Raw genomic sequence first — 22,237 nt, 5'->3', positions numbered from 1 at the left:
GGGGAATCCGTCCGGCTGGTTGGCCGCCAGAAAAACGATATTGCCAGAGAGGCTGTTGGAGAGCTTTTCGCTAGCGCTCATAATTCCGAGTTATCACTTCCCATCCACCAGGCCGAGCGTGTCGGCGCGCTGGATGGCCTGGACGAGGGAGTTGTCGGAGACCCTGGTGTAGAGTTCGGTGGTCGAGATGCTGGCATGGCCGAGCAGGCGCTGGACGATCCGGATGTCGACACCCTCCTCGATCAGCAGGGTGGCGGCCGAGTGGCGGAAGCGGTGCGGGGTCAGATAGGGGGCGATCGACAGGCTTTCGGACATCAGCCTGAGGCGCTTGCGGAAGGCCGGCGCGGTCAGGCGGTTGCCTTGCGCGTTGAGAAACAGCGGCGCGCCGGGCGGCGAGGCACTGCGGCGCCAGTCCCAATAAGTGCGGAAATCGATGACAAGGCGCTCGTTGGCGACATAGACGGTGCGTTCGCGGTTGCCCTTGCCGCGAACCCTGATGCGGGTTGCCGCGCCGGAGACCTGGGCAAGGGTCAGACCGGTGAGTTCGCCGATGCGCAGGCCGGTGACCACCAGCAGCCGCAGCATCAGCCCATTGACCTGATCGCTGGAATAGCCGCCGTCGGCCCTGGCCGGTGGGCATCCGGCATCAAGCTCGACGATGTGGCGCGTCGATCCCAGCAACTGGGCGAGCGTCGGCCGGTCCACCGGCCTCGGCAGCCGCCTCGGGATCTTCAGGTCCAGCCGCAGGCCGGTGAAGGGGGAAGCGGTGGCGGTCTCCTCGCCGTGCCACTTGAAGAACGATCGCAGCGTGATGAACCGCCGTCTGATGGTGGCGGGACTTGCGCGCTTCTCGTCCCGCAGATGCTGATGAAAGGCAAGCAGGGTTGCCGCCGCGACCGGTCCAGCATCACCGCTCGCAGCCCGGAAGCGGTGAAAGGCAGTCAGGTCCTGGCGGTAGGCGCGCAGGCTGTGCTCGCCAAGGCCGAGCTGGTCACGGCAATAGGACTCGAACTGCTGGAAATCCTGCAAACTTATCATGAACTTGTCTCCACTCACCACGCATGCAGCGGGTTGAGCGGAAGCCCGGACATTTGGCAAGGGGGATGGCTGACTGGCTTCGCCGCGCGAGCGAAATTCGGTCGCAGGCGGCGGAACGCAACCGACATCTCCGTCATGCCCTTGATGACGGACCGTCGTGTGCCGCGATGCGGGCACGATTGCTGCTCCGACCTTCGCTTCGCAAGGGAACCAATGCAGCGGAGGCGGATTGAATGGGATGTGACCCTGCCGGGCGGTGAACACAGACTTCGCGCCGCCGAACGGGTCGCGGTCGATACCCGTCTGCGAGGCGCCATGAACGATCCGATCTTCTTTGACAGCTGGGCCGGCATCGGCCGCATCCTCGTCACCGGCGTGCTCGCCTATGCCGGGCTTATCGTCATGCTGCGGGGGTCGGGCAAGCGCACGCTTAGCAAGTTCAACGCCTTCGATTTCATCGTCACCATCTGCCTCGGCTCCATGCTGGCCACGATCATCCTCACCAAGTCGGTGCCGCTGGTCGAGGGACTGGTGGCGCTCGGGCTGCTGATCGCGCTGCAGTTCACCATCACCTGGCTGTCCGTGCGCCACGAGCCCTTCCAGGCGCTGATCAAGAGCCGGCCGACGCTGCTCGTCCATCGCGGCGTCTACCAGGAGAGGGCGCTGCGCGCCGAGCGCGTGACGAAGGAGGAGATCACCGCGGCGCTGCACTCGAACGGCAGGGCGGAACTGTCGGCGCAGCACTCCGTCGTCCTGGAAACCGACGGCTCGCTCACGGTCTTCCAGGCGGGCTGAGGCGGGCGCGGCGCGGGCCGTGGTCCGCGCGCATCTGTCACGCGGCGCCGCAAGTCGATCCGTGCGAGACTGGGGGCCAAGCGATGCGGCCCATACGTGCCGTCAGTCGGGGACACGCCGATGCCGAAGCTGATCCGTTTCCTGCTCCTCCACACCGGGCTCGGCGTCGCCGTCGGCTGGCTGATTGCCGCCGGGCTCGTCTGGTTCAACATCAACGGGTTCGGCGATCTGGTGCTCGGCTCGTCGAGCCGCGTGGCCGCCGTCTTCATCCTGATGGTGTCGTTCGGCTCCACCTTCGGCTTTGCCGCGGTGGCGACCGGCGTCATGCTTATGCCCACCGACAAGGACGAGTTCGACCGGCTGTAGGGCTCGCGCATGCGGCGCCCGCCGTACCGCCCGGGTCGCCCCCGCAGGGGACTGCCTCAGCGGTAGAGCAGCGTCGGCAGCCACATGGTGAAGATCGGAAAGAAGGTCACCAGCATCAGCACCGCGAACAGCGGGATCAGGAACGGTGCGGTGGCGGTGACGCAGCGCTCGAAGGGCACCTTGGAGACGCGCGACAGCACGTAGAGCACCATGCCGACGGGCGGGGTGAGCAGGCCGATCATCAGGTTGAGCACCAGGATGACGCCGAAATGCACCGGGTCGACGCCGACATGCACGGCGATCGGCAGCAGCACCGGCACCAGGATGGTGATGGCGGCCACCGTCTCCATGAAGCAGCCGACGATGAGCAGGATGAGGTTGATCAGCAGCAGCACGACGATCGGATTGTCGGAGACGCCGAGGATGAGGGCCGCGAAATGCTCGGGCACCCGGTTCGAGGTCAGGATCCAGGCGAAGATCGAGGCGGCGGCGACGATGAACAGCACCACGGCCGTGGTCTCGATCGTGTCGAGCGACACCTTGAGGAAGCGCCGCAGCGTCAGCGTGCGGTAGACGAACAGGCCGAGGACCAGCGCCCAGGCGCAGGCGGCGATGGCAGCTTCCGTCGGGGTGAAGGCGCCCGAGAGAATGCCGCCGACGATGATCACCGGGGTCATCAGCGACAGGAAGGCATGGACGAAGGCGCGGCCCAGCACCGAGACGCGGAACGCCTGGTCACGGGGATAGTTGTAGCGGTGGGCGTAGAAGGCGACCATGACCATCAGCGCCACCGCCATCAACAGGCCGGGAATGAAGCCGGCGGCAAACAGCTGGCCGATGGAGGCGCCGGCGACGACGCCGTAGATCACCATCGGCAGCGACGGCGGGATGATCGGGCCGATGGTCGACGACGCCGCGGTGATGCCCACGGCAAAGCCCGGGTCGTAGTTGGCGTCGCGCATTGCCTTGATCTCGATGGCGCCGAGCCCGCCGGCGTCGGCCACCGCCGCGCCCGACATGCCGGCGAAGATCACCGAGGCGCCGATGTTGACATGGCCGAGCCCGCCCGGCAGCCAGCCGATCAGCGCCTTGGCGAAATCGAAGATGCGTTCGGTGATGCCGGCGGTGTTCATCAGGTTGCCGGCCAGGATGAAGAAGGGAACGGCCAGCAACGGGAAGGAATCCACGCCGTTGATCATCCGGTGGGCGACGACAAGCCCGGGCACGTGGCCGTCGAGCAGGATGAACACCGCCGACGATCCGGCCAGCGCGATGGCGACGGGAACGCCGAGCATGATCAGCGCGAGAACCATGACGAAGAGAAGGGTCAGAAGCATGGTGTGCCTTTGCTCGAGGCCTCGGGGGCGATGGGGCGGTGGGTCACAGCGTCGGGCCGATGGCCCTGGCGGTTTCGGGATCGATCAGCCGGCTCGTTCCGGTCCTTGCGTGGCGCCACAAGACGCGCGCCGCATAGATGGTCATGGCGAGAAAGCAGGCGGCGATGAACCAGTAGAGCGATGATTTCGGAAAATCGATCGACACCATCTTCTGCTGGGTCTTGCCCGCCACCTGCGTGCAGAGAATGCCCATGAAGGCATAGAAGACGAGCGAGACGACATCGATGAGATACTGCAGCGCCTTGCGCACCGGCCGCGAGAGCCAGCGGAACGCCAGCTCGACGGCGATGTGGCTCTCGCGCCGCACCGCCATGATGGCCCCGAGAAAGGTCACGGCGATCAGCAGGAAGCGGGCGATCTCCTCGGTCCAGCCGAGCGAATTGTTGAGCACGTAGCGGGTGAAGAACTGCAGGAACACGACGAAGGCCAGCGACCAGAAGACGGCGAGCACCAGGCCGTCATCCCACTGGAATCCGGTCAGGTCCTCGTCTTCCTCGTGGATCAGCTTGGCGATCGCGGATTCATCTTGGGACTTGTCATCTCTCGACATCAGGCAACCTCCGAGGGGACCGGGACGCGGCGACCGCCGGCCGCCGCGCAACGCATGCGTCCGTCCGGGTTACTGGATGGCCTGCAACCGGTCGTAGGTCTCCTGGTCCCAGGTGGCGTCGGGACCGTTGTGCAGCTTCATCGTCGCTTCCCGGAAGGGTGTGCGGTCAACCTCGTTGACGGTGACGCCGTTGTCCTTGAACCACTGCACCAGTTCCTTTTCCTTCGCGATGATCTGGTCGCTGGCACACTTGGCGGTCTCATCCAGCACGCCATCAAGGGCGGCCTGGTCTTCGGCGCTCATGCCGCCCCAGGTCGGGCCGCCGACGATGGTCATCAGCGCGTCGCTGATGTGGCCGGTCAGCGTGATGTATTTCTGCACCTCGTGGAATTTCTTCGCCTGGATCGTGGGCAGCGGGTTTTCCTGGGCGTCCACTGTGCCCTGCTGCAGCGCCAGATAGACCTCGGCGAAGGCGATCGGCGTCGGATTGGCCTCGACGGCGATCGGGAACATCATGTAGAGCGGCGCGTTGGGCACGCGGATCTTCAGGCCCTTCATGTCCGCCGGCGTCTTGATCTCGACATTGGACGTGACGTGGCGCTGGCCGTAATAGGTCATCGAGGTGATGTGGTTGCCGGAGGCGTCTTCATAGCCCTTGGCCATGTCGGCAAAGAGTTCGGAGTTGCGGAACTTGTCCCAGTGATCGTAATCCCGGAACATGAACGGCGCGCCGCCGATGGCGATCGGACCGTAGGCGCGGCCTGCAAACAGCTGGCCGGTGTAGATGATGTCCACCGTGCCAAGGCCGAGGCCCTCGTTGATGTCGACTTCCTTGCCGAGCGATGAGGCCGGAAAGACCTCGATATTGTAGCGGTCGCCGGTCGCCTTCGCCAGAAGATCGGAGGCCGCCACGGCACAGGTGTGGTACGGTTCGCTGACTTCGTAGACATGGGCCCATTTCAGCGTGGTTGGCGCTGCAAACGCCGGGGCGGATGTCGCGGTCAACATCGTGGTTGCCAGTGCGGCCAGTGCAATATCTTGAATCTTCACGGATAGTTCCTCCCAAAACTACAACAACCTCGACGGAGGTCATCTCCCAATGCTCCTCTGCATCATGCGGATATCTTGCGGCATGATGCAAATTCCATACTAACATACTAGTATGATGGCAAGCGCCTTGTCCCCGTCGATACCTTTATCCACGGCTGCGGCCACCGCCGAGCCCGTGGCGGCGGTGCGAATTTGGCCGCCGCCCTTTCTTGCCCGGAGCCGATCCTCTAGGCTTATCCGGCAAGGAGGACTGGATGGAAACCGATCTGGCGACGAAAGCAGCGGAGGCGGCCGGCAGTGTGGTCGAGGCGGCCACACAAGCGGTGGATGCGACCGTGCAGTCCGCCCATCATGGCGACGCTCTGGTGGGCATCGCCATCGCCGTGGCGGTGGCGGCGCTTCTCGGCCTCGGCTTCATGCGCCTGAGGCAGCCGCCGCTGGTCGGCTTCATTCTTGCCGGCCTGGTGCTTGGTCCCACCGGAATGGGGCTGATCACCTCGTCGGAAAGCGTGGCGCTGCTGGCCGAGATGGGCGTGGTGGTGCTCCTGTTCTTCATCGGCATGGAGCTTTCGGTGAAGGCCTTCGTGCTCACGCTGCGGCAGGCCGTGCTGGTGGCCGGCGGCCAGCTGGTGGTGTCGATGATTTTTGCGGTGCTGCTGGCGCTCTGGCTTCGGGCGAGCCCGTCGGAAGCGCTGATCCTCGGCTTCATCATCGCGCTCTCGAGCACGGTGGTGGCGATGAAGATGCTCGACGGCATGGGCGAGCTGCGCGGCGCGCCAGGGCGGATCGCCGTCGGCGTGCTGATCGCGCAGGACCTCGCCGTGGTGCCGATGCTGATCCTGGTGTCGAGCCTCGGCGGCGAGGGCTTCGATCTGGGCGATGTGGTCTTCAGGGTGGTGGTGGCGGTGCTGCTGCTCGGCGGGCTGCTGTGGTGGTTCGGCCGCCATCCGAAGATCAGGATTCCCTTCGCCGAGGCGATCGAGGACAATGTCGACATCCTGGCTCTGGGCGCGCTGGCGCTGTGCTTCGCCGCCGCCTCGATTTCGGGCCTGGCCGGCTTGTCGCCGGTCTATGGCGCTTTCCTCGCCGGCATCGTGGTCGGCAATTCGACGCTGAGGAGCCGGGTCATCCCGGTGATCGAGCCGATCCAGTCAATCCTGCTGGTGGTGTTCTTCCTGTCCATCGGACTGCTCATCGATCTCGACTACATCTGGTCCAACATCCTGCTGGTGCTGGCGGTGGCGCTGCTGGTGATCGCCATCAAGACCTCTCTCAACATCTTCCTGCTGCGGCTGACCGGATCGGACCCGAAGACAGCGCTGCTGGCTGGCCTTTCGATGGCGCAGATCGGCGAGTTCTCCTTCGTGCTTGCTGCCGCCGGCTATGCCTCAGGTGCGCTCGGCGGCGACATCTACCGCCTCGCCATCGCCGTGACGGCGATCTCGCTGCTTGCCTCGCCCATCTGGTTCAACCTGATGGAGCGCATCGAGCGCATCGCCAGCGAAAGCCTCGACACCTATCGCCATGCGCTGGCGGAAGCCTACCAGGACGAACTGGGCGAGGTCGAGCGCGGCCGCGAAGCCCTCGAGGAGGCGTTCTGGTGGAGCCGGGCGCGCTACCGTGCCGCCCGTTTCGCCCTCTACCAGCGCCGGGCCCGGCGCGCTTCGGTCCGGACAGCAGCGGCAGGGGATGCGCCTTCACCGGATGCGACTGCGCCGACCACGGAGCATGTTGCGACGGCAACTGGCGACGTGGCGCCAGCCTCGACCACAGGGTCCGATTCCGGGCAGCCGCCCTCGATCAACGACGCGGCGCAGCCTGGAATCGGCGACGATGCCGATGACGCGCCGGCGCCGGATCGAGCCGCCGGAAGGGGCGGCGAGGGCGCATGACCCAGGAAACCTGGGCGGGCCCGCGCGGCGGTGGCGATGACAGCGGAGTTGCGGTGGGATGAAGATCGGCATTCTCGGGGCGGGATCGATCGGCTGCCATGTCGGCGGCATGCTGGCGGCGTCGGGTTCGGCACCGGTGCTGGTCGGACGCGCGGCGATGGGCGCGAGGCTGTCACACGGCATCGAGCTAACCGGCCGTGACGGGCGGCGCGCGCTCGCGGCCCCCGGCAGTTTCCACTTCGCCGAGGACCCCGCGGCGCTCGGCGGGTGCGAGGTGATCCTGGTCTGCGTCAAGAGCGAAGCCACCCGCCGGTCGGGTGAGCTGCTGGCCTCCGTGGTCCAGCCGGAGGCGACCGTCGTCAGCCTGCAGAACGGCGTCTCCAACGCCAACCTCATCCGGCAATGTCTGCCCGGCAGGCCGGTGCTGGCGGGCGTGGTCGGCTTCAACGTGGCGCAGATCGGTGCCAGCCGCTTCCACCGCGGCACGGAGGGCGATCTCGTCATCGAGGCCGGCGGTGCGGGGGAGTCGCTCGTGCGGCTGCTGTTGGCGGCGGGACTCCCCGCCCATGCCAGCGATGACATCAGGGCGGTGCAGTGGGGCAAGCTCATCCAGAATCTCAACAACGCGGTCAATGCCCTGTCGGGCCTGCCGCTGAAGCGGCAATTGTCGATCCGCCCCTACCGCCAGGTTCTGGCGGCGACCATCCGCGAAGCGCGGACCGTGCTCGCCGCGGCGGGCATAAGCCCGGCGCGGATCGGCAGGGTTGGCCCGGCGCTGCTTGCGCCGGTGCTGGAACTGCCCGACTGGCTGTTCGTCCGCCTGGCCGCCGGCATGCTCAGGATCGACGCGGAGGCGCGCTCGTCCATGGCTGACGACCTCGAGCGCGGACGCGTCTCCGAAATCGACTGGCTGAACGGAGAAATCTCGGCGCTGGGCCGCCGCTACGGCATCGCCACGCCGGCCAACGACCGGATCATCGAACTGGTGAAGGCCGCCTTCGCGGCGGAGGCACCGCGCAGTTATTCCGGCGAGGCGCTCAGGCGCGCGGTGCTGTCCCCGCGCGCCTGAGGTCCGGTGTCAGAGCCCGGCGAGCAGCGCCGGGGTCGGCCAGCCGTCGGCCGGCAGGCCGAGGCGGATCTGCTCCTTGCGCACAGCGCTGCGGGTACCGCCTCCGAGAATTCCGTCGATCTTGCCGACATCATGGCCGAGAGCCGCCAGCTTCTCCTGAAGCGCCCTCATGCCCGCATCGTCGAGGCCCGGCTCCGGGCTGGTGGCGGTGTAGGGCTGGGCGCCGGCCAGCCGGGTGGCGAAATAGGCAGCCGAGGTGGTGTAGATGAAGCTCTGGTTCCATTCCAGATAGATGGAGAAATTCGGGAAGGCGAGAAAGACGGGGCCCTTGCGGCCCTGCGGCATCAGCAGGTCGGCCTTGAGCGCGGCCGGCAATGCAGCGCCGCCACGCGCGCTGACGCCGAGTTGCTCCCAGTCGCCGGCGGTCATCGTGCCCTCGAGACCGCTTTTCTCATAGGGAAAGGCGCCGTCGGGCAGCGTCACCTCGACCATCCACGGCTCGCCGCGGCGCCAACCGAGGCTCTCGATGAAGCGCGCCGCCGTCATGATGGCGTCCTCGGAGCTGGTCTTCAGCGTCACGTGGCCGTCGCCGTCGCCGTCGCTGCCATGCCGGATGATGTCGACCGGCAGCATCTGCACCTGGCCGATCTCCCCGGCCCAGGCGCCGGTGGTGGTGGCGGGATCAAGGTCGCCATGGGCGACCATCTCGATGGCGGCCAGCAATTGCGGGCGGAACAGCTCCGGTCGGCGGCAGTCATGCGACAACGTCGCCAGCGCGTTGATGGTGTTGAAATCGCCCTGCACCGCGCCGTAGTCGGTCTCCAGGCCCCAGAAGGCGGTGATCACCGCGGCGGGAACACCATGGTCCCGTTCGGCGCGCTCGAAGGTGGAGGCATATTGCTGCATCTTCTTCTGGCCGATGCCCATGCGCCCGCCGCTGACCGAACGCTTGGAGAATTCGAGGAAAGTCTGCTTGAACACGCCCTGGGCGCCGTCGCGAGCGAGCACCTTCCTGTCGATGGCAGCATTGCGCAGCGCCTTGTCGGCGGCCTCGGCCGGCAGTCCCATGCCGACGGCTTCCGCCTTGACCCCGTCGAGGAAAGCAGAAAAGTCGCCTCCGCAGGGCGCGGATTGCGCCAGCGCCGGGGTGGCGGCAAGGCTTGCGAGCAGAAGGGCGAGTGGGAACGGGGATGACATGATGGCTTTTACTCCTGATGAGGTTGAGAGCGCACCGCAGTTTTGTGGCGATGATGAGGTGACGGCCCTTGTCCGGCCCGCCTTGTGCTGCGACCGCCGCGTCGCCAATCCCGCATCAGCCGGCGTGCTTCTTCAACCAGTCGCGCCAGGCCTTCTGCGAGCCGCCGAAGACATTGATGTCCGCGTCGCCTTCAATTCCCGGCACCACGCCGGTCCCGGTATACTGCCAGAAGGTCCAGTGATGGTTGGGGTAGATCTTCTCCGGGTGCGCCGCCACCGACCTCAACCAGAACTGATAGCCGCGGAAATGGCCGTTGAGATTCTCGCGGTGAAAATCCACGGTGGTGTAGATGATCGGCTTCTTGCCGTAATGCCGCTCCACCGCATTGAGCCAGATCTGCATTTCGCTGCGCACGGTCTCCGGGTCGGGACGCAGCTTGCAGCTCGGCGACTGGGGATTCCATTCCATGTCGATGACCGGTGGCATCTTCACGCTGGCGCGCGGCACATTGGCGATGTACCAAGCCGCCTGCTGGGCGGCCGGGGTGCAGAAATAGTAGAAATGGTAGGGCGCGTGGACGATTCCTGCCTGGCCCGCCTGGCGCCAGTACTGGCCGAAGCGGGCGTCGCTGCGGTCGCCGCCCTCGGTGGCCTTCATGAAGGCAAAGGCGATGCCGTTGGCCCGCACCTTCTCCCAGTCGATCTCGCCCTGGTATTTGGACACGTCGATGCCGTGAACCGGATAGCGGCCGGGATGATTGGCGCCGAAATCCATCGGCTTGGCGTCGCCGAAGCGCGCAGTGCCGATGACCTTCGTGCTGGTGGTCGTGCGCACCGGCTCCAGCCCCGACAGCGAGTCGCTCGCCGAGCAGCCGGCGAGCGCCAGCGCGAGGCCGGCAAGCAGTGCCGGCGCAAGGCGCCTGGGTGCGTCGCGCGGAAATCGGGTAGGGGACTGGCTGGCGGTCATCGGAAGCAGGGCTCGGTGTCGGGTTTTCCGTACCGGTCACGGCGCCGGCATGATCGTCCTGCCATGGTTGCCGCCGTTTCCGAGGCTGATGTGAATCACACCGCAGGGGCAAGATCAACAGGGTTTTCGGCCAGCGGCGAATTCAGTGGTTAATCGCGGCATCGCTTATTAACCCGGCGTTAATTCCTGTCTGCTCATATTCGCGCAGGATTAGGAGCGTTTAACATGATGTTAAATTCGTTTCTGCCGGACATGCAAGGGCGATATGCAATCGCCGGTTCGGCAATCGGGGCGCTTGCGCCCCTTACACTCGTCGTCGGGGCATGGGCCCCATCCGCATCCGCTTCGGACATCGCTCTGACTGTGGCCACCTGCGCGGTTTGGGGAGCGGCGCTCGCTTCTCCGCTGCTGCTCGGCGGCATGTTCGCGCTTGCCGGACGAGCCCAGTCGCGCCTGAGGGCCGAGCTGCAAAGCGAACGGGCGGGCACCGACCAATTGCGCCACACCGCCTATCACGACGCCGTCACCGGCCTGCGCAACCGGCATGCCCTGAGCGAGGACGTCTCCGCGATCATGGCCGCCGGTCTCGATCTCGAGCGCCGCCCGGCAATGCTGCTGCTGGATCTCGACCGCTTCAAGGTCATCAACGACACGATGGGCCACCACGCCGGCGACGAGGTGCTGCTGGCCATCACGCGGCGGCTGAAGGCCCATTGCGGCGAGAGCCGGTCGGTCTACCGCCTGGGCGGCGACGAGTTCGTCATCATCTGGGACGGGGCGCCGGGCCGCGGCGAAGTGGAGGAGTTCGTCCTTGCGCTGCAGGCGGCGGTGTTCCGTCCCGTCAGGCATGCCGGTGCGGAGATCGATACGTCCGGGAGCATCGGCATCGCCTTCATGACCCCGGCCGACGAGACGGTGTCGACGGTGCTCAAGCGCGCAGACCTGGCGCTCTACCAGGCCAAGGAGACCAGCGGTCCGAGCCACTGCTTCTTTACCCTCGACATGGACGAGGATCTGCAACTCCGGCGCCAGTTCGAGCATTCGATGCGGATGGCGCTGGCCGGCGACGGCTTCCGGCTTGACTACCGTCCCGTCGCCGACGCCGTCTCGCTCGACACCCGCCTCTACGAAGCGTGCCTGCGGTGGACTCATCCCGAGCATGGCGATGTCGCGCCCACGCTGTTCCTGCCGCTGGCCAGGGAGGCAGGCCTCATCACCCAGATCGACCGGTGGATGCTTCGCAAGGCAATTTCCGATGCGTCGATGTGGCCGGAAGACATCGCAGTGCTGATCCCGGTTTCCACCCGCAAGTTGATCAAGCCCGGCTTTTCCGAGCAGATCCGCCGTCTGCTCGCCGAATTCGATGTGGCGCCGGAGCGCCTGACGCTGTCGGTGACGTCGGACGCGCTGGGCGCCGGCTTTGCCCCGCTGGCTCAGCCGGCGATCGACGGCCTGCGGGGGCTCGGCGTCAGCGTGTCGGTCAGCGGTTTCGGACTTGGTGAAATCAATCTCGCCGCCCTGCAAGAGGCGGGCGTGGACGAGGTGCGCATCGACATGGAGCAGATGCGGCAGTTCGCCGGTGAGGGGCGGGAGGAAAACCTGCTGCAGCTTCTGGTCGGCTTTGCGGGATCGCTCGGCGCCGGGGTGACGCTCGAAGGAATCGACACCGAGGCAGATCTCGCCGCCGCCCGCAGGCTGGGCGTCGCCCGGTTCCAGGGCGGAGCCGCCGGCGTCCCGCTGCCGGCCATGCAGGTGGGGCTCACGCGCCGGCTGGTTCCGCTCAACGGATCGCGCATCGGCGGCATGCCGCGGCTGAGGCTGGCCGTCAGCTGCTGACGCCGGTCGCGGCCAGAAACGACCCGCTCCCGGCAATGCCCGTGCGGTCGCCAGGGGCCAGGAGCCGATGGCCCCGGCCCCCGTGTCTCATCCCCGGCCGATCGTCAGGCGCGGCCGACGCCGCCGGATGTGGGCGTGGTCAGGATCACAGCCTCGCCGGCCTCAAGCACCGTCTGGTCGCAGGCCTTGAGGGTCTCGATGCTGCCATCGAGGCGCCGCACCTGGGTCATGCCCACCTGGCCCTCACCGCCTCCGTCAAGCCCTAGCGGCGCGCGGTTGCGGTGCGAGGAGAGGATGGCGAGTTCCATCGTCTCGAGAAAGCGGATGGTGCGGATGGTGCCGTCGCCAGCGCTGAATTTGCCCTTGCCGCCGGAGCCCTCGCGGATGTGGAAATCCTCGAGCTGCACCGGAAAGCGCATCTCCAGGATTTCCGGATCGGTGAGCCGCGAATTGGTCATGTGCACATGCACGCCGGAGGTGCCGTCGAAGCCGCGGCCGGAATTCTCGTAGCCGGCGGGAGAGCCCGAGCAGATGGTCTCGTAATACTGGTGCTTGGCGTTGCCGAAGGTCAGGTTGTTCATTGTGCCCTGGCTGTTGGCAAGCGAGTTCAGCGCGCCGAACAGGGCGTTGGTCACATGCTGCGAGGTCTCGACATTGCCGGCGACGACGGCGCGCGGATAGGCAGGCTTGAGCATCGATCCTTCCGGGATGATGATCCTGATCGGACGCAAACAGCCCGCATTCATCGGGATCGGCTTTTCGACCATGACCCGGAAAACATAGAGCACGGCGGCGCGGGTCACCGGTTCGGGCGCGTTGAAGTTGTTGCTGGTGGCCTCCGAGGTGCCGGTAAAATCGACGGTGGCCTCGCGACGCTCGCGATCGACCGAGATCTTGACCCGGATCACCTGGCCGGTGTCGGTCGGATATTCGTATTCGCAGTCCGACAGGGTGGAGAGCACCCGGGCGACGCTTTCGGCCGCGTTGTCCTGGACATGGCCCATATAGGCCTCGACCACGTCGAGCCCGAAATCGGCGACCATCTTCCGGAGGTCAGCGACGCCCTTCTCGTTGGCGGCAATCTGCGCCTTCAGGTCGGCGACGTTCTGGGTGACGTTGCGCACCGGGTAGGGGTGGTCGGTCAGCACCTTGACCAGTTCCTCCTCGCAGAAGCGGCCGCGATCGACCATGCGGAAATTGTCGATCAGCACGCCTTCCTCGTCCACCGTGGTGGCAAGCGGCGTCATCGAGCCGGGTGCTGTGCCGCCGACATCAGCGTGGTGTCCGCGCGAGGCGGCCCAGAAGAGGATCGTTTCGCCCTCATCGTCGAACACCGGCGTCACCACCGTGATGTCGGGCAGATGGGTGCCGCCATTGTAGGGGGCGTTGAGCGCGAAGACGTCGCCCGGATGGATGTCGCCCTCGTTGAGCTTGATGATGGTCTCCACAGAGCGGTCCATCGAACCCAGATGCACCGGCATGTGCGGCGCATTGGCAACCAGCGCGCCGGTGCGGTCGAAGACGGCGCAGGAGAAGTCGAGCCGCTCCTTGATGTTGACCGAATAGGCGGTGTTCTGCAGCGTCAGGCCCATCTGCTCGGCAATCGACATGAAGAGGTTGTTGAAGACCTCGAGCAGGATCGGGTCGGCCTCTTTCGTGCCGATGGCCTGGGCGCGCGCGAGCTTTTCGTGGCGGGTGAGCACCACGTGGTCGCGGGCGTTGATCTCGGCGGTCCAGCCCGGCTCGATGACGATGGTCTGGTTGGCTTCGATGATCAGGGCCGGGCCGGCGAGCCGGTTGCCGGGCTTCAGGCCCGCACGTCGGACGACGCGGGCGTCGCGCCACTCGCCGCCGGAATAGAGCTTGCGTGTCTCGCCGTCGCCGAGCGCGCGGGCGTCGAGCGGATATTCCGGTTCGCTGCGCTCGTCGCCGCGGTCGTCCATGCCTTCGACCGAGACCGCCTCGATGATCACCGTCTTGTTGTCGTAGATGAAGCCGAACTGGGCCTTGTGGGCGGTCTCGAACTCCTTGCGGGCGGCGTCGAAGTCGAAATCCGAGAATGCGATGGGAATAAGCGTGTCGGTGCCGTCATAGCGCAGCTGCAGCACGGGGCGCCAGGAGATGGCGTCGTCCGGCAGGCTCTGCTGGGCCAGTTCCTCGAACACCGCCTTGCAGAGATCGTCGACCAATTGCTGCACCTTGGCGCGGCTTTCCTCGCCCAGCGGCTTGATCAGCGCCTGCTGGCGCGAGGCAAACACGCTGGCAAGCCCGATGCCATAGGCAGAGAGCAGGCCGGAGAAGGGATGGATGAGGATCGATTCCATGCCGAGCGCGTCGGCCACCAGGCAGGCATGCTGGCCACCGGCGCCGCCGAAGCAGTTGAGCAGGTAGCGGGTGACGTCATAGCCGCGCTGCACCGAGATCTTCTTGACCGCGTTGGCCATGTTCTCGACCGCGATGGTGACGAACCCCTCGGCAATGTCCTCGGCAGATTTGCCGGGGTTCTTTTCCGCAAGTTCGGCAAAACGGGCACGGACGACGTCGACATCGAGCGGCTGGTCCTGGCCTGCGCCGAAGATGGCGGGGAAGAATTCCGGCTGCAACTTGCCAAGCATGACATTGGCGTCGGTGACGGTGAGCGGGCCGCCACGGCGATAACAGGCGGGGCCGGGATTGGCGCCGGCGGAATCGGGGCCGGCGCGGAAGCGGCCCTCGTCGGCATGCAGGATCGAGCCGCCGCCGGCGGCCACGGTGTGGATGCGCATCATCGGCGCGCGGATGCGGACGCCTGCCACCTCGGTGTCGAAGGCGCGCTCGTAGTCGCCGTCGTAATGGGCGACATCGGTGGAGGTGCCGCCCATGTCGAAGCCGATGACCTTGCCGTAGCCGGCGAGCGCCGCGGTCTCGACCATGCCGACCACGCCACCGGCGGGGCCGGAAAGGATCGCGTCCTTGCCGCGGAACATGTCGGCGGCGGTCAGCCCGCCCGACGACATCATGAACTGCAGCGTCGGGCCGGGTTCGCCCGAAGGCGTGGCGCCGAGCACGCTTGCCACGCGCTCGACATAGCGGCGCAGGATCGGCGAGAGATAGGCGTCAACCACTGTGGTGTCGCCGCGGCCGACGAGCTTGGCCAGCGGCGAGACCTGGTGGCTGACCGAGATCTGCGAGAACCCGGCGCGGACGCAGGCGGCCTCGACCAGGGTTTCGTGGATCGGGTTGTTCCAGGCGTGCATCAGCACGATCGCCACGGCGTCGATGCCGTCGGCGCGCGCCCTGGCAAGCTCGATCTCCAGCGGATCGATATCCGGGGTGCGCTGCACCCGGCCGACGGCGGTCATGCGCTCCTCGACCTCGATGACGCGCTCGTAGAGCTGCTCGGGGAGGATGATTTCCTTGGCGAAGATGTCGGGCCGGGCCTGGTAGGCGATGCGCAGCGCGTCGCGGAAACCCTTGGTGATGACCAGCAGCGTGCGGTCGCCCTTGCGCTCCAGAAGCGCGTTGGTGGCGACCGTCGTGCCCATCTTGACGTGGCCGATGCGCTCGGCGGGAATGGCGTCGTCGGCAGTGATGCCGAGCAGGTCGCGGATGCCCTGGATGGCGGCGTCGGGGTAGGCCTCGGGGTTCTCGGACAGCAGCTTGCGCTGGTGCAGCGTACCGTCCGGCGCCCGGCCGATGATGTCGGTGAATGTGCCGCCGCGGTCGATCCAGAAATCCCAGGTTCCCTGTGTCATCGATCGTCTCCTTGGCGTGAACTGTCCGGCCCGCTCGCATCCCGGCATGGACAAGGCGGGACGTCCGGGTATAATGCACAAAATGACAAGTCGTCAACATTATGTCGATAAAATGTGAGCGTAAGAAGCGATGGATCGGAAGGCTGACGGTAAGAGGAGCGGCATCGGACCGGTGGTGGCGGCCTCCCATCTCGCCGACGGCGCCATGCCGGCGCTCTCGGAGATGGAATACGCGCTGGTCATCCTCGGCAATGCCTATCAGCGCTGGATCGCGCGCTGCTGTTCGGCGGCCGGCGGCGAGGGCCTGTCGAGCATCGAGGTGCAGATCCTGCACGCCGTCAACCACCGCAGCCGCGACAAGAGCCAGGCGGAGCTGTGCATGATGTTCAACATCGAGGACACCCATGTGGTGGCCTATGCGCTCAAGAAGCTGCAGGCACTCGGCCTGGTGGAATCGGGCCGGCGCGGCAAGGAGAAGACGGCGCGGATCACCCGCGAGGGGGCAGAGCTGTGCCTGCGCTACCGCGCGCTGCGCGAGAAGCTGCTGGTGGAATCGGCCGCGACACTGGGCCTCGACGAGAGCCGGATCAGCGAGATCGCCGCGCTGATGCGGGTGCTCTCGGGCCAGTACGACCAGGCGTCAAGGGCTGCGGCGAGCATGTAGGCGGACGCATATGGTGTCTGTTATCTTGGTACCTTGACACCATTGTCGCGATACGGCATGATTTCCGCATGAAAACCATCGAACGCGTCCAGACCGGTCTTCGGATCGAAAAGCGGCTGCTCAAGGTGATGAAGGCCACCGCCGAGCATCTCGACATTTCCGTCGCCGAGCTGATCGAGGCGATGGCGCTGCATGCCTTCGAGGGCAAAGCGCCTTTCGGGCCGCAGACCATGGACAAGATCGCGCAGCTCAAATCCGTCTACGACCTGGATCTCACCGCCGCCGACAGCCACGGCATGAGCGAGGAGCAGAGCCGGTGAGTCCGTACCGCGCCAAGCTCGAATTGATGGTCAGTGGCGAACTCGATCCGGCTGGGTTCGCCCATGCCGACCATGTCGGCGTCGCCTTCGAGGCGCTTGCCGCGCACGACTTCTTCAGGGCGTTGCTGGTCTATGCGGACGGTTTGAAGATGCTGGTCGAGAAGGCCGGGGTACCGGAAAAGTTCAACGCCACCGTGACCTTCGCCCATATAAGCCTGATCGCCGAGCGGATGCATCGATGCCCGGCTGCGACCGCGGAGGAATTTCTGTCGGGGAATCCCGACCTGCTCAGGCGCGATCTTCTTGGCGAGCATTACTCTGCCGGACGTGTCGACACAGAGCTGGCGCGAAGAATCGCACTGCTTCCGGATTCAGGCCGCGGAACCTGAACGAGGGTCAGGCGGCGGCAATCGCTTCGATCTCGACCTTCCAGGCTTCGTCGAAGATTCCGACAATCACCACCGTCAGGGCCGGTTGCAGCTCGCCGAGCACCTCCTTGCGGATGACGCGATTGGCCTCGCGGTCGCCGCGGTCGGCCAGGTAGATCGTGACCTTGACTAGATCGGACAGCTTCATGTCGGCCGCCTCGAGCTGCGCTCGCACATTGGCCCATGCAAGCCGCATCTGGTCCTCGGCGCTCTCTGGTACCTTCCCGTCAGCGGCGACGGGAATCTGGCCGCTGACGAAGAGCATCCTGCCGGCACCGCTGATCTCGATCGCCTGGGCATAGCCGCCCGAAGGCTGGGGAGCGCCGGCCGCGTTGATTCGTCGCTTTTCCATCGTCAGGTCCTCACCCTATCCGCGCCTTGCGGCCGCACCAGACCACGAACCCCACCGCCACCGCGAAGCCGAGCATCACCGGCGTGACGGTCTCGCCGAGCAGGAGCGCCGACAGGCCGAGGGTGACGAAGCTCTGCATCAGTTGCACCTGGCCGACGCGGGCAATGCCGCCGAGCGCCAGGCCCTGGTTCCAGAAGATGAAGCCGGCGAACATCGAGCCGAGCGAGAGGTAGGCGAGCGCCATCAGCGCCGGGGCGTCGGGGGCGAGGACGCCGCTCTCCACCGTCAGCAGCGTGCCGCCGAGCGAGATCGGGGCCACCACCACCAGCGCCCAGCTGATCACCTCCCAGCCGGGGCGGCTGCGCGCCAGCTTGCCGGATATCACATAGCCGCAGGCCGCCGACAGCGCCGCGCAGCCGAGCCACAGGTCGCCGATGCCGGGCACGATGTCGGCGCCGGACAGCGAGAACACCAGCACCAGCGCCGCGCCCGCCACGCTCCAGGCCCAGAAGGCCGGGCCGGGACGCTCGCCGCCGAAGAGGGCGGCGAAGGCCGCGGTCATCAGCGGCAGCACGCCGAGGACCACGCCGCCATGGGCGGCCGGCACCGTCTGCATGGCGACGCTCGAGAAGCCCGGAAAGCCATAGACGAGCAGCAGGCCGGCGGCCATCAGCGGGCGTGCCTCCCGGTGCGGAAATGGCCTGTTGAGAAGCCTGAGCGTGGCTCCGGCGACGCAGGCGGCGATCAGCGCGCGGGCAAATGTTATGAAGGCGGGCGAAAATCCCTCCAGCGCCATCCGCGTCATCGGCAGCGTGGCGCCGAAGATGATCACGCCGACCAGGCCGAGGGCGAGGCCGGCAAGCGGGTGGGTGGTCTTGGCGGGGGCGGCAACGGCCGCTGGGGTCGGATCCTGCATGGCCTGCGTTAGCCGCTTGCGGTGGGCGCGGTCCAATGAAATCGAAGTGAACAGTCCATTCCGTCTTTTGATCGATGTTGCTGCATCGCAGCACTCGATTTTTAAGAGCAAATCGCTTAAACAGGGGAATGTCCGTTTTCAGCCGCCTCATCGACGCCATCGGCGAAACCGCTTCCAACGCCTTTTCCAGCGTCGTCGAAGCGGTGCGCACCGTGTTTGCCGGAGACCCGGAAACCCGCCGCAGGGTGGCGTTTTCCGTGGCCGTGATCGCGCTGTCGGCGAAGATGGCCAAGGCCGACGGCATCGTCTCGCCGGCCGAGGTGGCGGCGTTCCAGGAGATCTTTGCCGTGCCGCCGGAAGAGGCGGCCAATGTCGCCCGGCTCTACAATCTGGCCAAGCAGGATGTTGCCGGCTTCGATGTCTATGCCGAGCGGATCAAGGGCATGTGCGGATCGGGCAACGCCAACTGCGCCATGCTCGAGGACATCCTCGACGGATTGTTCCACATCGCCAAGGCGGACGGGCTGATCCACCACAAGGAACTCGAATTCATCGCCCATGTCGCCGACATCTTCGAGGTCGACGAGGCGCATTTCGATCGCATTCTCGCCCGCCATGTCCATCCCGACGGCGTCGATCCCTTCGCCGTGCTGGGTCTGACGCCGGACACTCCCTTTACCGAGGTGCGCAAGCGCTACCGTCAGCTTGCCGCCGAGAGCCATCCCGACCGCTTTGCCGCCCGCGGCGTGCCCGACGAATTCATGCTGCTGGCCAATGAGCGGATGGCAATGCTGAATGCCGCTTACGGCGAAATCGAGAAGTCCCGGGCCGCTGCATGAGCGGATTTGACCCGGACTTTCTGCCTGCGCTTGTCAGGCCGTCGCCGAATGCTGGCGAGCGGGCGAATGGCCGCAGCCCCGACATGATCATTCTTCATTACACGGGCATGGTGACTGCGAAGGCGGCGCTTGACTGGCTGTGCACCGAGGAAAGCCAGGTCTCGTCGCACTACTTCGTCGACGAGGGTGGGCTGGTAACCCAGATGGTGCCGGAATCGGCGCGCGCCTGGCACGCCGGCAAGAGCGTCTGGAAGGGCGAGACGGACATCAATTCGGCCTCGATCGGCATCGAGATCGCCCATACCGGGCATTCACCGGATCCAAGCTGGCGGCCGACCGCCTTTCCGGGTCCGCAGATCGCGGCGGTGGTGCGGCTCTGCCGCGACATCATCGCCCGCCACGCAATCGCGCCCGAGCGGGTGCTGGCCCATTCCGACGTGGCGCCGACGCGCAAGCAGGATCCGGGCGAATGGTTTCCGTGGGAGACGCTGCACCGCCAGGGCGTGGGCCACTGGGTGGAGCCGCTTCCGGTCACCGGCGGGCGCTTCTTCCAGCTGGGCGACGAGGGACAGCCGGTGGAGGCGCTGCAGACCATGTTGAGTCTGTATGGTTACGGCGCTCCGGTAGACGGCCGTTTCGACGTGGCGACCGAGGCGGACGTGCGCGCCTTCCAGCGCCATTTTCGTCCCGAGCGTGTCGACGGTGTCGCCGACATGTCGACCATCGGCACGCTGCACAGGCTATTGTCGAGCCTGCAACTGGTCGGCTGAAGCAGACCCCCGCCTCGCGTGTAGTTGATTTCTGAACATTTGATTAAGATTGCGTATATTTCATTCTGTAACGCAAGTTTATTGCTGTGGATGAAACTGATCTGCTCCTGCCTTATTTGCGCCAGTCCGATGCTGCTTGTGCAATCTCGTCACGCCGGGGACGGCAGCGGAGATGTTCGCGCCAGGCCCCGGATGAAGATCAATGCGCCAGGGGTATGTCCCGCCCTCCTTGGGGGCCGGCATGGCGCCATCGGAGTCTACACACATATGCGAAATCTGCTTACGGCTGCTGCTGCGGCCCTGCTTTGCCTTGCGCTGACGGGATGCGAGACGACAGGAGTCTCCGCCGAAACCACCGGCTCGATCAGCACGGACAAGCTGACATTGAGCACCGGCGTGTCCGGTTACGCCACCCGTCCCTATGCCAAGATCATCGCCAGCTATGCGAAACAGTACGGGGTGCCGGTGGCGCTGGCGCATGCGGTGGTCCGGATCGAAAGCAATTATCGTCCGTCGGCCCGCGGTGCGCACGGCGAGATCGGGCTGATGCAGATCAAGCCGGCCACGGCGCGGATGATGGGCTATTCCGGTTCGGCCAAAGGGCTCTACAATCCCGACACCAACATCAAGTACGGCATGAAGTATCTCGCGGCGGCCCACAAGCTCGGCGGCGGCGCCACCTGCCAGACCATCCTCAAGTACAATGCCGGCCATGGCGCCAAGCGCATGAATCCGATCTCGGCGCGTTACTGCACCAAGGTCAAGGGCCAGATGGGCTGATGATCCGCGCCGCTGCCGCGGCGTCATGGGGAAGTTTCCGCGCCGCCCCGGCAATGGCTGGCTATTGCGGAAGGCTTCGTCTATCAAGCGGCGGCCAGTCGGCCGGGCAGCCGCGCTTCGCTAGGGTCGAAAGACTGCGAGGCGAGGAAAGTCCGGGCTCCACGGAAACACGGTGCCGGTTAATGGCCGGCGGGGGCGACCCCAGGGAAAGTGCCACAGAAAGCAAACCGCCCGCCTCTGGCGGGTAAGGGTGAAAGGGTGGGGTAAGAGCCCACCGCGCGACCGGCAACGGAAGCGGCACGGTAAACCCCACCGGGAGCAAGACCGAATAGGGATGACGCGGCGAAAGCCGGCCGGTTTCCAGGCCAGTCATCCGGGTAGGTTGCTTGAGGCGTGTTGCAAGACACGTCCCAGAGGAATGGCTGCCACGTTCCGCGCAAGCGGGGCCATACAGAACCCGGCTTACAGGCCGGCTGGCATTTCAGATCCAGAGCGGATTGAGCCCCCGGCATGCCTGGCATGGCGGGGGTTTTCCGCGTCCGCGGACGGTCGGTCGCAAGCATTTGTTAAGGTTGACAAGGTATTGACGGGGTGGCGTCTCGCGCGCGCCTGACAGCCATTTCCCATTGACGCCCATATAGGCCCATGTTATCCCAAATCCACAGGATCAGCAGGCGGTCATCCGCTGCTCCAGCACCCAGAATGGTCAGGTTCCGGGCGGAACCAGGCCCTGACGTCCGTGACGATCCGGACGTCGTGCTGCAGGCGGAGCGGAGAATTTCCGGGGGATCTATGAAATGCGGGCGATGGGCGGAAACGGCGGTTGAGCGTAGCAAACCGGTTCCTTTCGAATGCAACCAACAGGATCGACGCCAAGGGCCGGGTTTCCGTGCCGTCGGTGTTCCGGTCCGTCTTGGCGCGAACGGCGACCGAGGAATTGTACGTCTATCAGGACTTCGTGTTTCCAGCCATCAGCGTTGCCGGACCGGAGGTTCTCGACCGGTTCGAGCGCATGATCGGGTTGCAGGACCCGTTTTCCCCGGAAGCCAACAAGATGTCGCTGCTCATTCATGGCGGTGGCGTCTTCATGAAACTGGACGGCGAGGGCCGTCTGATGATGACGGATTTCATCCGCGACTTCACGGGGATCACCGACAGGGTGACCTTTGCCGGGCGCGGGGATCATTTTCAGCTCTGGGAGCCGTCTGCATTCGAGACCATGCAGCAGCAAGCCCGAAAGGAGCGGATGCGCGGTACGCCGCCACCCGCATAGAACG

General features: G+C 65.8%; 21 protein-coding genes and 1 other RNA gene. 13 read left to right on the top strand and 9 right to left on the bottom strand.

Annotation, left to right across the window (positions count from 1 at the left end; genetic code table 11):
• Positions 1 to 93: 93 nt before the first annotated feature.
• Entirely contained in the window at positions 94 to 1,038 is a 945-nt protein-coding gene (locus DFR52_RS18215; RefSeq protein ID WP_110033404.1) for a tyrosine-type recombinase/integrase, read from the bottom strand.
• 315 nt (positions 1,039 to 1,353) lie between these two features.
• Between DFR52_RS18215 and DFR52_RS18210 the strand changes: the two genes are divergently transcribed.
• A complete protein-coding gene (locus DFR52_RS18210) occupies positions 1,354 to 1,833 on the top strand; it encodes a DUF421 domain-containing protein (RefSeq protein ID WP_110033456.1) in 480 nt (159 codons plus the stop codon).
• 120 nt (positions 1,834 to 1,953) lie between these two features.
• Positions 1,954 to 2,199: a hypothetical protein gene (locus tag DFR52_RS18205; RefSeq protein WP_110033403.1), complete on the top strand. Its 246-nt coding sequence runs from the start codon at positions 1,954 to 1,956 to the stop codon at positions 2,197 to 2,199.
• 56 nt (positions 2,200 to 2,255) lie between these two features.
• Here the strand turns inward: DFR52_RS18205 and DFR52_RS18200 are convergent, their stop codons facing one another.
• From DFR52_RS18200 to DFR52_RS18190, 3 genes are all read right to left on the bottom strand, one after another.
• Positions 2,256 to 3,536 carry a TRAP transporter large permease gene (locus DFR52_RS18200; RefSeq protein ID WP_110033402.1) on the bottom strand — a complete coding sequence of 427 codons (1,281 nt, stop codon included), beginning with the start codon at positions 3,534 to 3,536 and terminating at the stop codon, positions 2,256 to 2,258.
• Positions 3,537 to 3,579: 43 nt separating this feature from the next.
• The gene (locus DFR52_RS18195) at positions 3,580 to 4,146 is read right to left on the bottom strand and encodes a TRAP transporter small permease (RefSeq protein ID WP_110033401.1); all 567 of its coding nucleotides are present in this window, start codon (positions 4,144 to 4,146) and stop codon (positions 3,580 to 3,582) included.
• 69 nt (positions 4,147 to 4,215) lie between these two features.
• A complete protein-coding gene (locus DFR52_RS18190; RefSeq protein ID WP_110033455.1) occupies positions 4,216 to 5,154 on the bottom strand; it encodes a sialic acid TRAP transporter substrate-binding protein SiaP in 939 nt (312 codons plus the stop codon).
• 296 nt (positions 5,155 to 5,450) lie between these two features.
• On the opposite strand from DFR52_RS18190, the gene DFR52_RS18185 reads away from it, so the two are divergent.
• Both DFR52_RS18185 and DFR52_RS18180 read left to right on the top strand, forming a co-directional pair.
• Entirely contained in the window at positions 5,451 to 7,088 is a 1,638-nt protein-coding gene (locus DFR52_RS18185) for a cation:proton antiporter (protein WP_110033400.1), read from the top strand.
• Positions 7,089 to 7,146: 58 nt separating this feature from the next.
• Complete coding sequence (locus DFR52_RS18180) at positions 7,147 to 8,157, top strand: 2-dehydropantoate 2-reductase (protein ID WP_110033399.1); 1,011 nt, start codon at positions 7,147 to 7,149, stop codon at positions 8,155 to 8,157.
• A 9-nt stretch (positions 8,158 to 8,166) separates the two neighbouring features.
• Here the strand turns inward: DFR52_RS18180 and DFR52_RS18175 are convergent, their stop codons facing one another.
• Positions 8,167 to 9,354 (bottom strand): lytic murein transglycosylase, encoded by a 1,188-nt coding sequence (locus tag DFR52_RS18175; protein WP_110033398.1) that lies wholly within the window; start codon positions 9,352 to 9,354, stop codon positions 8,167 to 8,169.
• Between the two features lie 115 nt (positions 9,355 to 9,469).
• A complete protein-coding gene (locus DFR52_RS18170; RefSeq protein WP_110033397.1) occupies positions 9,470 to 10,321 on the bottom strand; it encodes a glycoside hydrolase family 25 protein in 852 nt (283 codons plus the stop codon).
• A 363-nt stretch (positions 10,322 to 10,684) separates the two neighbouring features.
• Here DFR52_RS18170 and DFR52_RS18165 point away from each other — a divergent pair, with 363 nt between their 5' ends.
• Positions 10,685 to 12,157, top strand: a complete 1,473-nt coding sequence (locus DFR52_RS18165) for a putative bifunctional diguanylate cyclase/phosphodiesterase (protein WP_158284998.1) — start codon at positions 10,685 to 10,687, stop codon at positions 12,155 to 12,157.
• A 104-nt stretch (positions 12,158 to 12,261) separates the two neighbouring features.
• Here the strand turns inward: DFR52_RS18165 and DFR52_RS18160 are convergent, their stop codons facing one another.
• On the bottom strand, positions 12,262 to 15,891 hold the full coding sequence (locus DFR52_RS18160; RefSeq protein WP_110033395.1) for a hydantoinase B/oxoprolinase family protein: 3,630 nt from the start codon (positions 15,889 to 15,891) through the stop codon (positions 12,262 to 12,264).
• A gap of 130 nt (positions 15,892 to 16,021) precedes the next feature.
• On the opposite strand from DFR52_RS18160, the gene DFR52_RS18155 reads away from it, so the two are divergent.
• The 3 genes from DFR52_RS18155 (at position 16,022) to DFR52_RS18145 (ending at position 17,264) form a co-directional block, all read left to right on the top strand.
• The gene (locus DFR52_RS18155; RefSeq protein WP_110033394.1) at positions 16,022 to 16,555 is read left to right on the top strand and encodes a winged helix DNA-binding protein; all 534 of its coding nucleotides are present in this window, start codon (positions 16,022 to 16,024) and stop codon (positions 16,553 to 16,555) included.
• 68 nt (positions 16,556 to 16,623) lie between these two features.
• Positions 16,624 to 16,875, top strand: coding sequence for a hypothetical protein (locus tag DFR52_RS18150; protein ID WP_110033393.1), 252 nt, complete (start codon positions 16,624 to 16,626; stop codon positions 16,873 to 16,875).
• On the top strand, positions 16,872 to 17,264 hold the full coding sequence (locus DFR52_RS18145; RefSeq protein WP_110033392.1) for a hypothetical protein: 393 nt from the start codon (positions 16,872 to 16,874) through the stop codon (positions 17,262 to 17,264). Before DFR52_RS18150 ends, DFR52_RS18145 begins: the two co-directional genes overlap by 4 nt.
• 7 nt (positions 17,265 to 17,271) lie before the next feature.
• On the opposite strand, the gene DFR52_RS18140 is transcribed toward DFR52_RS18145, so the two are convergent.
• Both DFR52_RS18140 and DFR52_RS18135 read right to left on the bottom strand, forming a co-directional pair.
• Complete coding sequence (locus tag DFR52_RS18140) at positions 17,272 to 17,655, bottom strand: RidA family protein (protein ID WP_110033391.1); 384 nt, start codon at positions 17,653 to 17,655, stop codon at positions 17,272 to 17,274.
• A 10-nt stretch (positions 17,656 to 17,665) separates the two neighbouring features.
• Positions 17,666 to 18,571 (bottom strand): DMT family transporter, encoded by a 906-nt coding sequence (locus DFR52_RS18135; protein ID WP_110033454.1) that lies wholly within the window; start codon positions 18,569 to 18,571, stop codon positions 17,666 to 17,668.
• A 128-nt stretch (positions 18,572 to 18,699) separates the two neighbouring features.
• Here DFR52_RS18135 and DFR52_RS18130 point away from each other — a divergent pair, with 128 nt between their 5' ends.
• The 5 genes from DFR52_RS18130 to mraZ all read left to right on the top strand — a co-directional run bounded on the left by DFR52_RS18130 (position 18,700) and on the right by mraZ (position 22,233).
• Positions 18,700 to 19,410 carry a J domain-containing protein gene (locus tag DFR52_RS18130; protein ID WP_110033390.1) on the top strand — a complete coding sequence of 237 codons (711 nt, stop codon included), beginning with the start codon at positions 18,700 to 18,702 and terminating at the stop codon, positions 19,408 to 19,410.
• Positions 19,407 to 20,180 carry an N-acetylmuramoyl-L-alanine amidase gene (locus tag DFR52_RS18125; protein ID WP_110033389.1) on the top strand — a complete coding sequence of 258 codons (774 nt, stop codon included), beginning with the start codon at positions 19,407 to 19,409 and terminating at the stop codon, positions 20,178 to 20,180. The genes DFR52_RS18130 and DFR52_RS18125 overlap by 4 nt, the downstream gene beginning before the upstream one ends.
• 267 nt (positions 20,181 to 20,447) lie before the next feature.
• Complete coding sequence (locus DFR52_RS18120; RefSeq protein WP_110033388.1) at positions 20,448 to 20,960, top strand: lytic transglycosylase domain-containing protein; 513 nt, start codon at positions 20,448 to 20,450, stop codon at positions 20,958 to 20,960.
• 94 nt (positions 20,961 to 21,054) lie between these two features.
• Positions 21,055 to 21,441, top strand: an RNA gene (rnpB, locus tag DFR52_RS18115) — RNase P RNA component class A.
• A 342-nt stretch (positions 21,442 to 21,783) separates the two neighbouring features.
• Complete coding sequence (gene mraZ, locus DFR52_RS18110; protein ID WP_110033387.1) at positions 21,784 to 22,233, top strand: division/cell wall cluster transcriptional repressor MraZ; 450 nt, start codon at positions 21,784 to 21,786, stop codon at positions 22,231 to 22,233.
• Positions 22,234 to 22,237 lie beyond the last annotated feature (4 nt).

This window comes from Hoeflea marina (genome assembly GCF_003182275.1).
Taxonomy (GTDB): domain Bacteria; phylum Pseudomonadota; class Alphaproteobacteria; order Rhizobiales; family Rhizobiaceae; genus Hoeflea; species Hoeflea marina.
The sequence above is the reverse complement of the archived record's forward strand: the minus strand, read 5'-3'. Positions and strand labels throughout refer to the sequence as shown.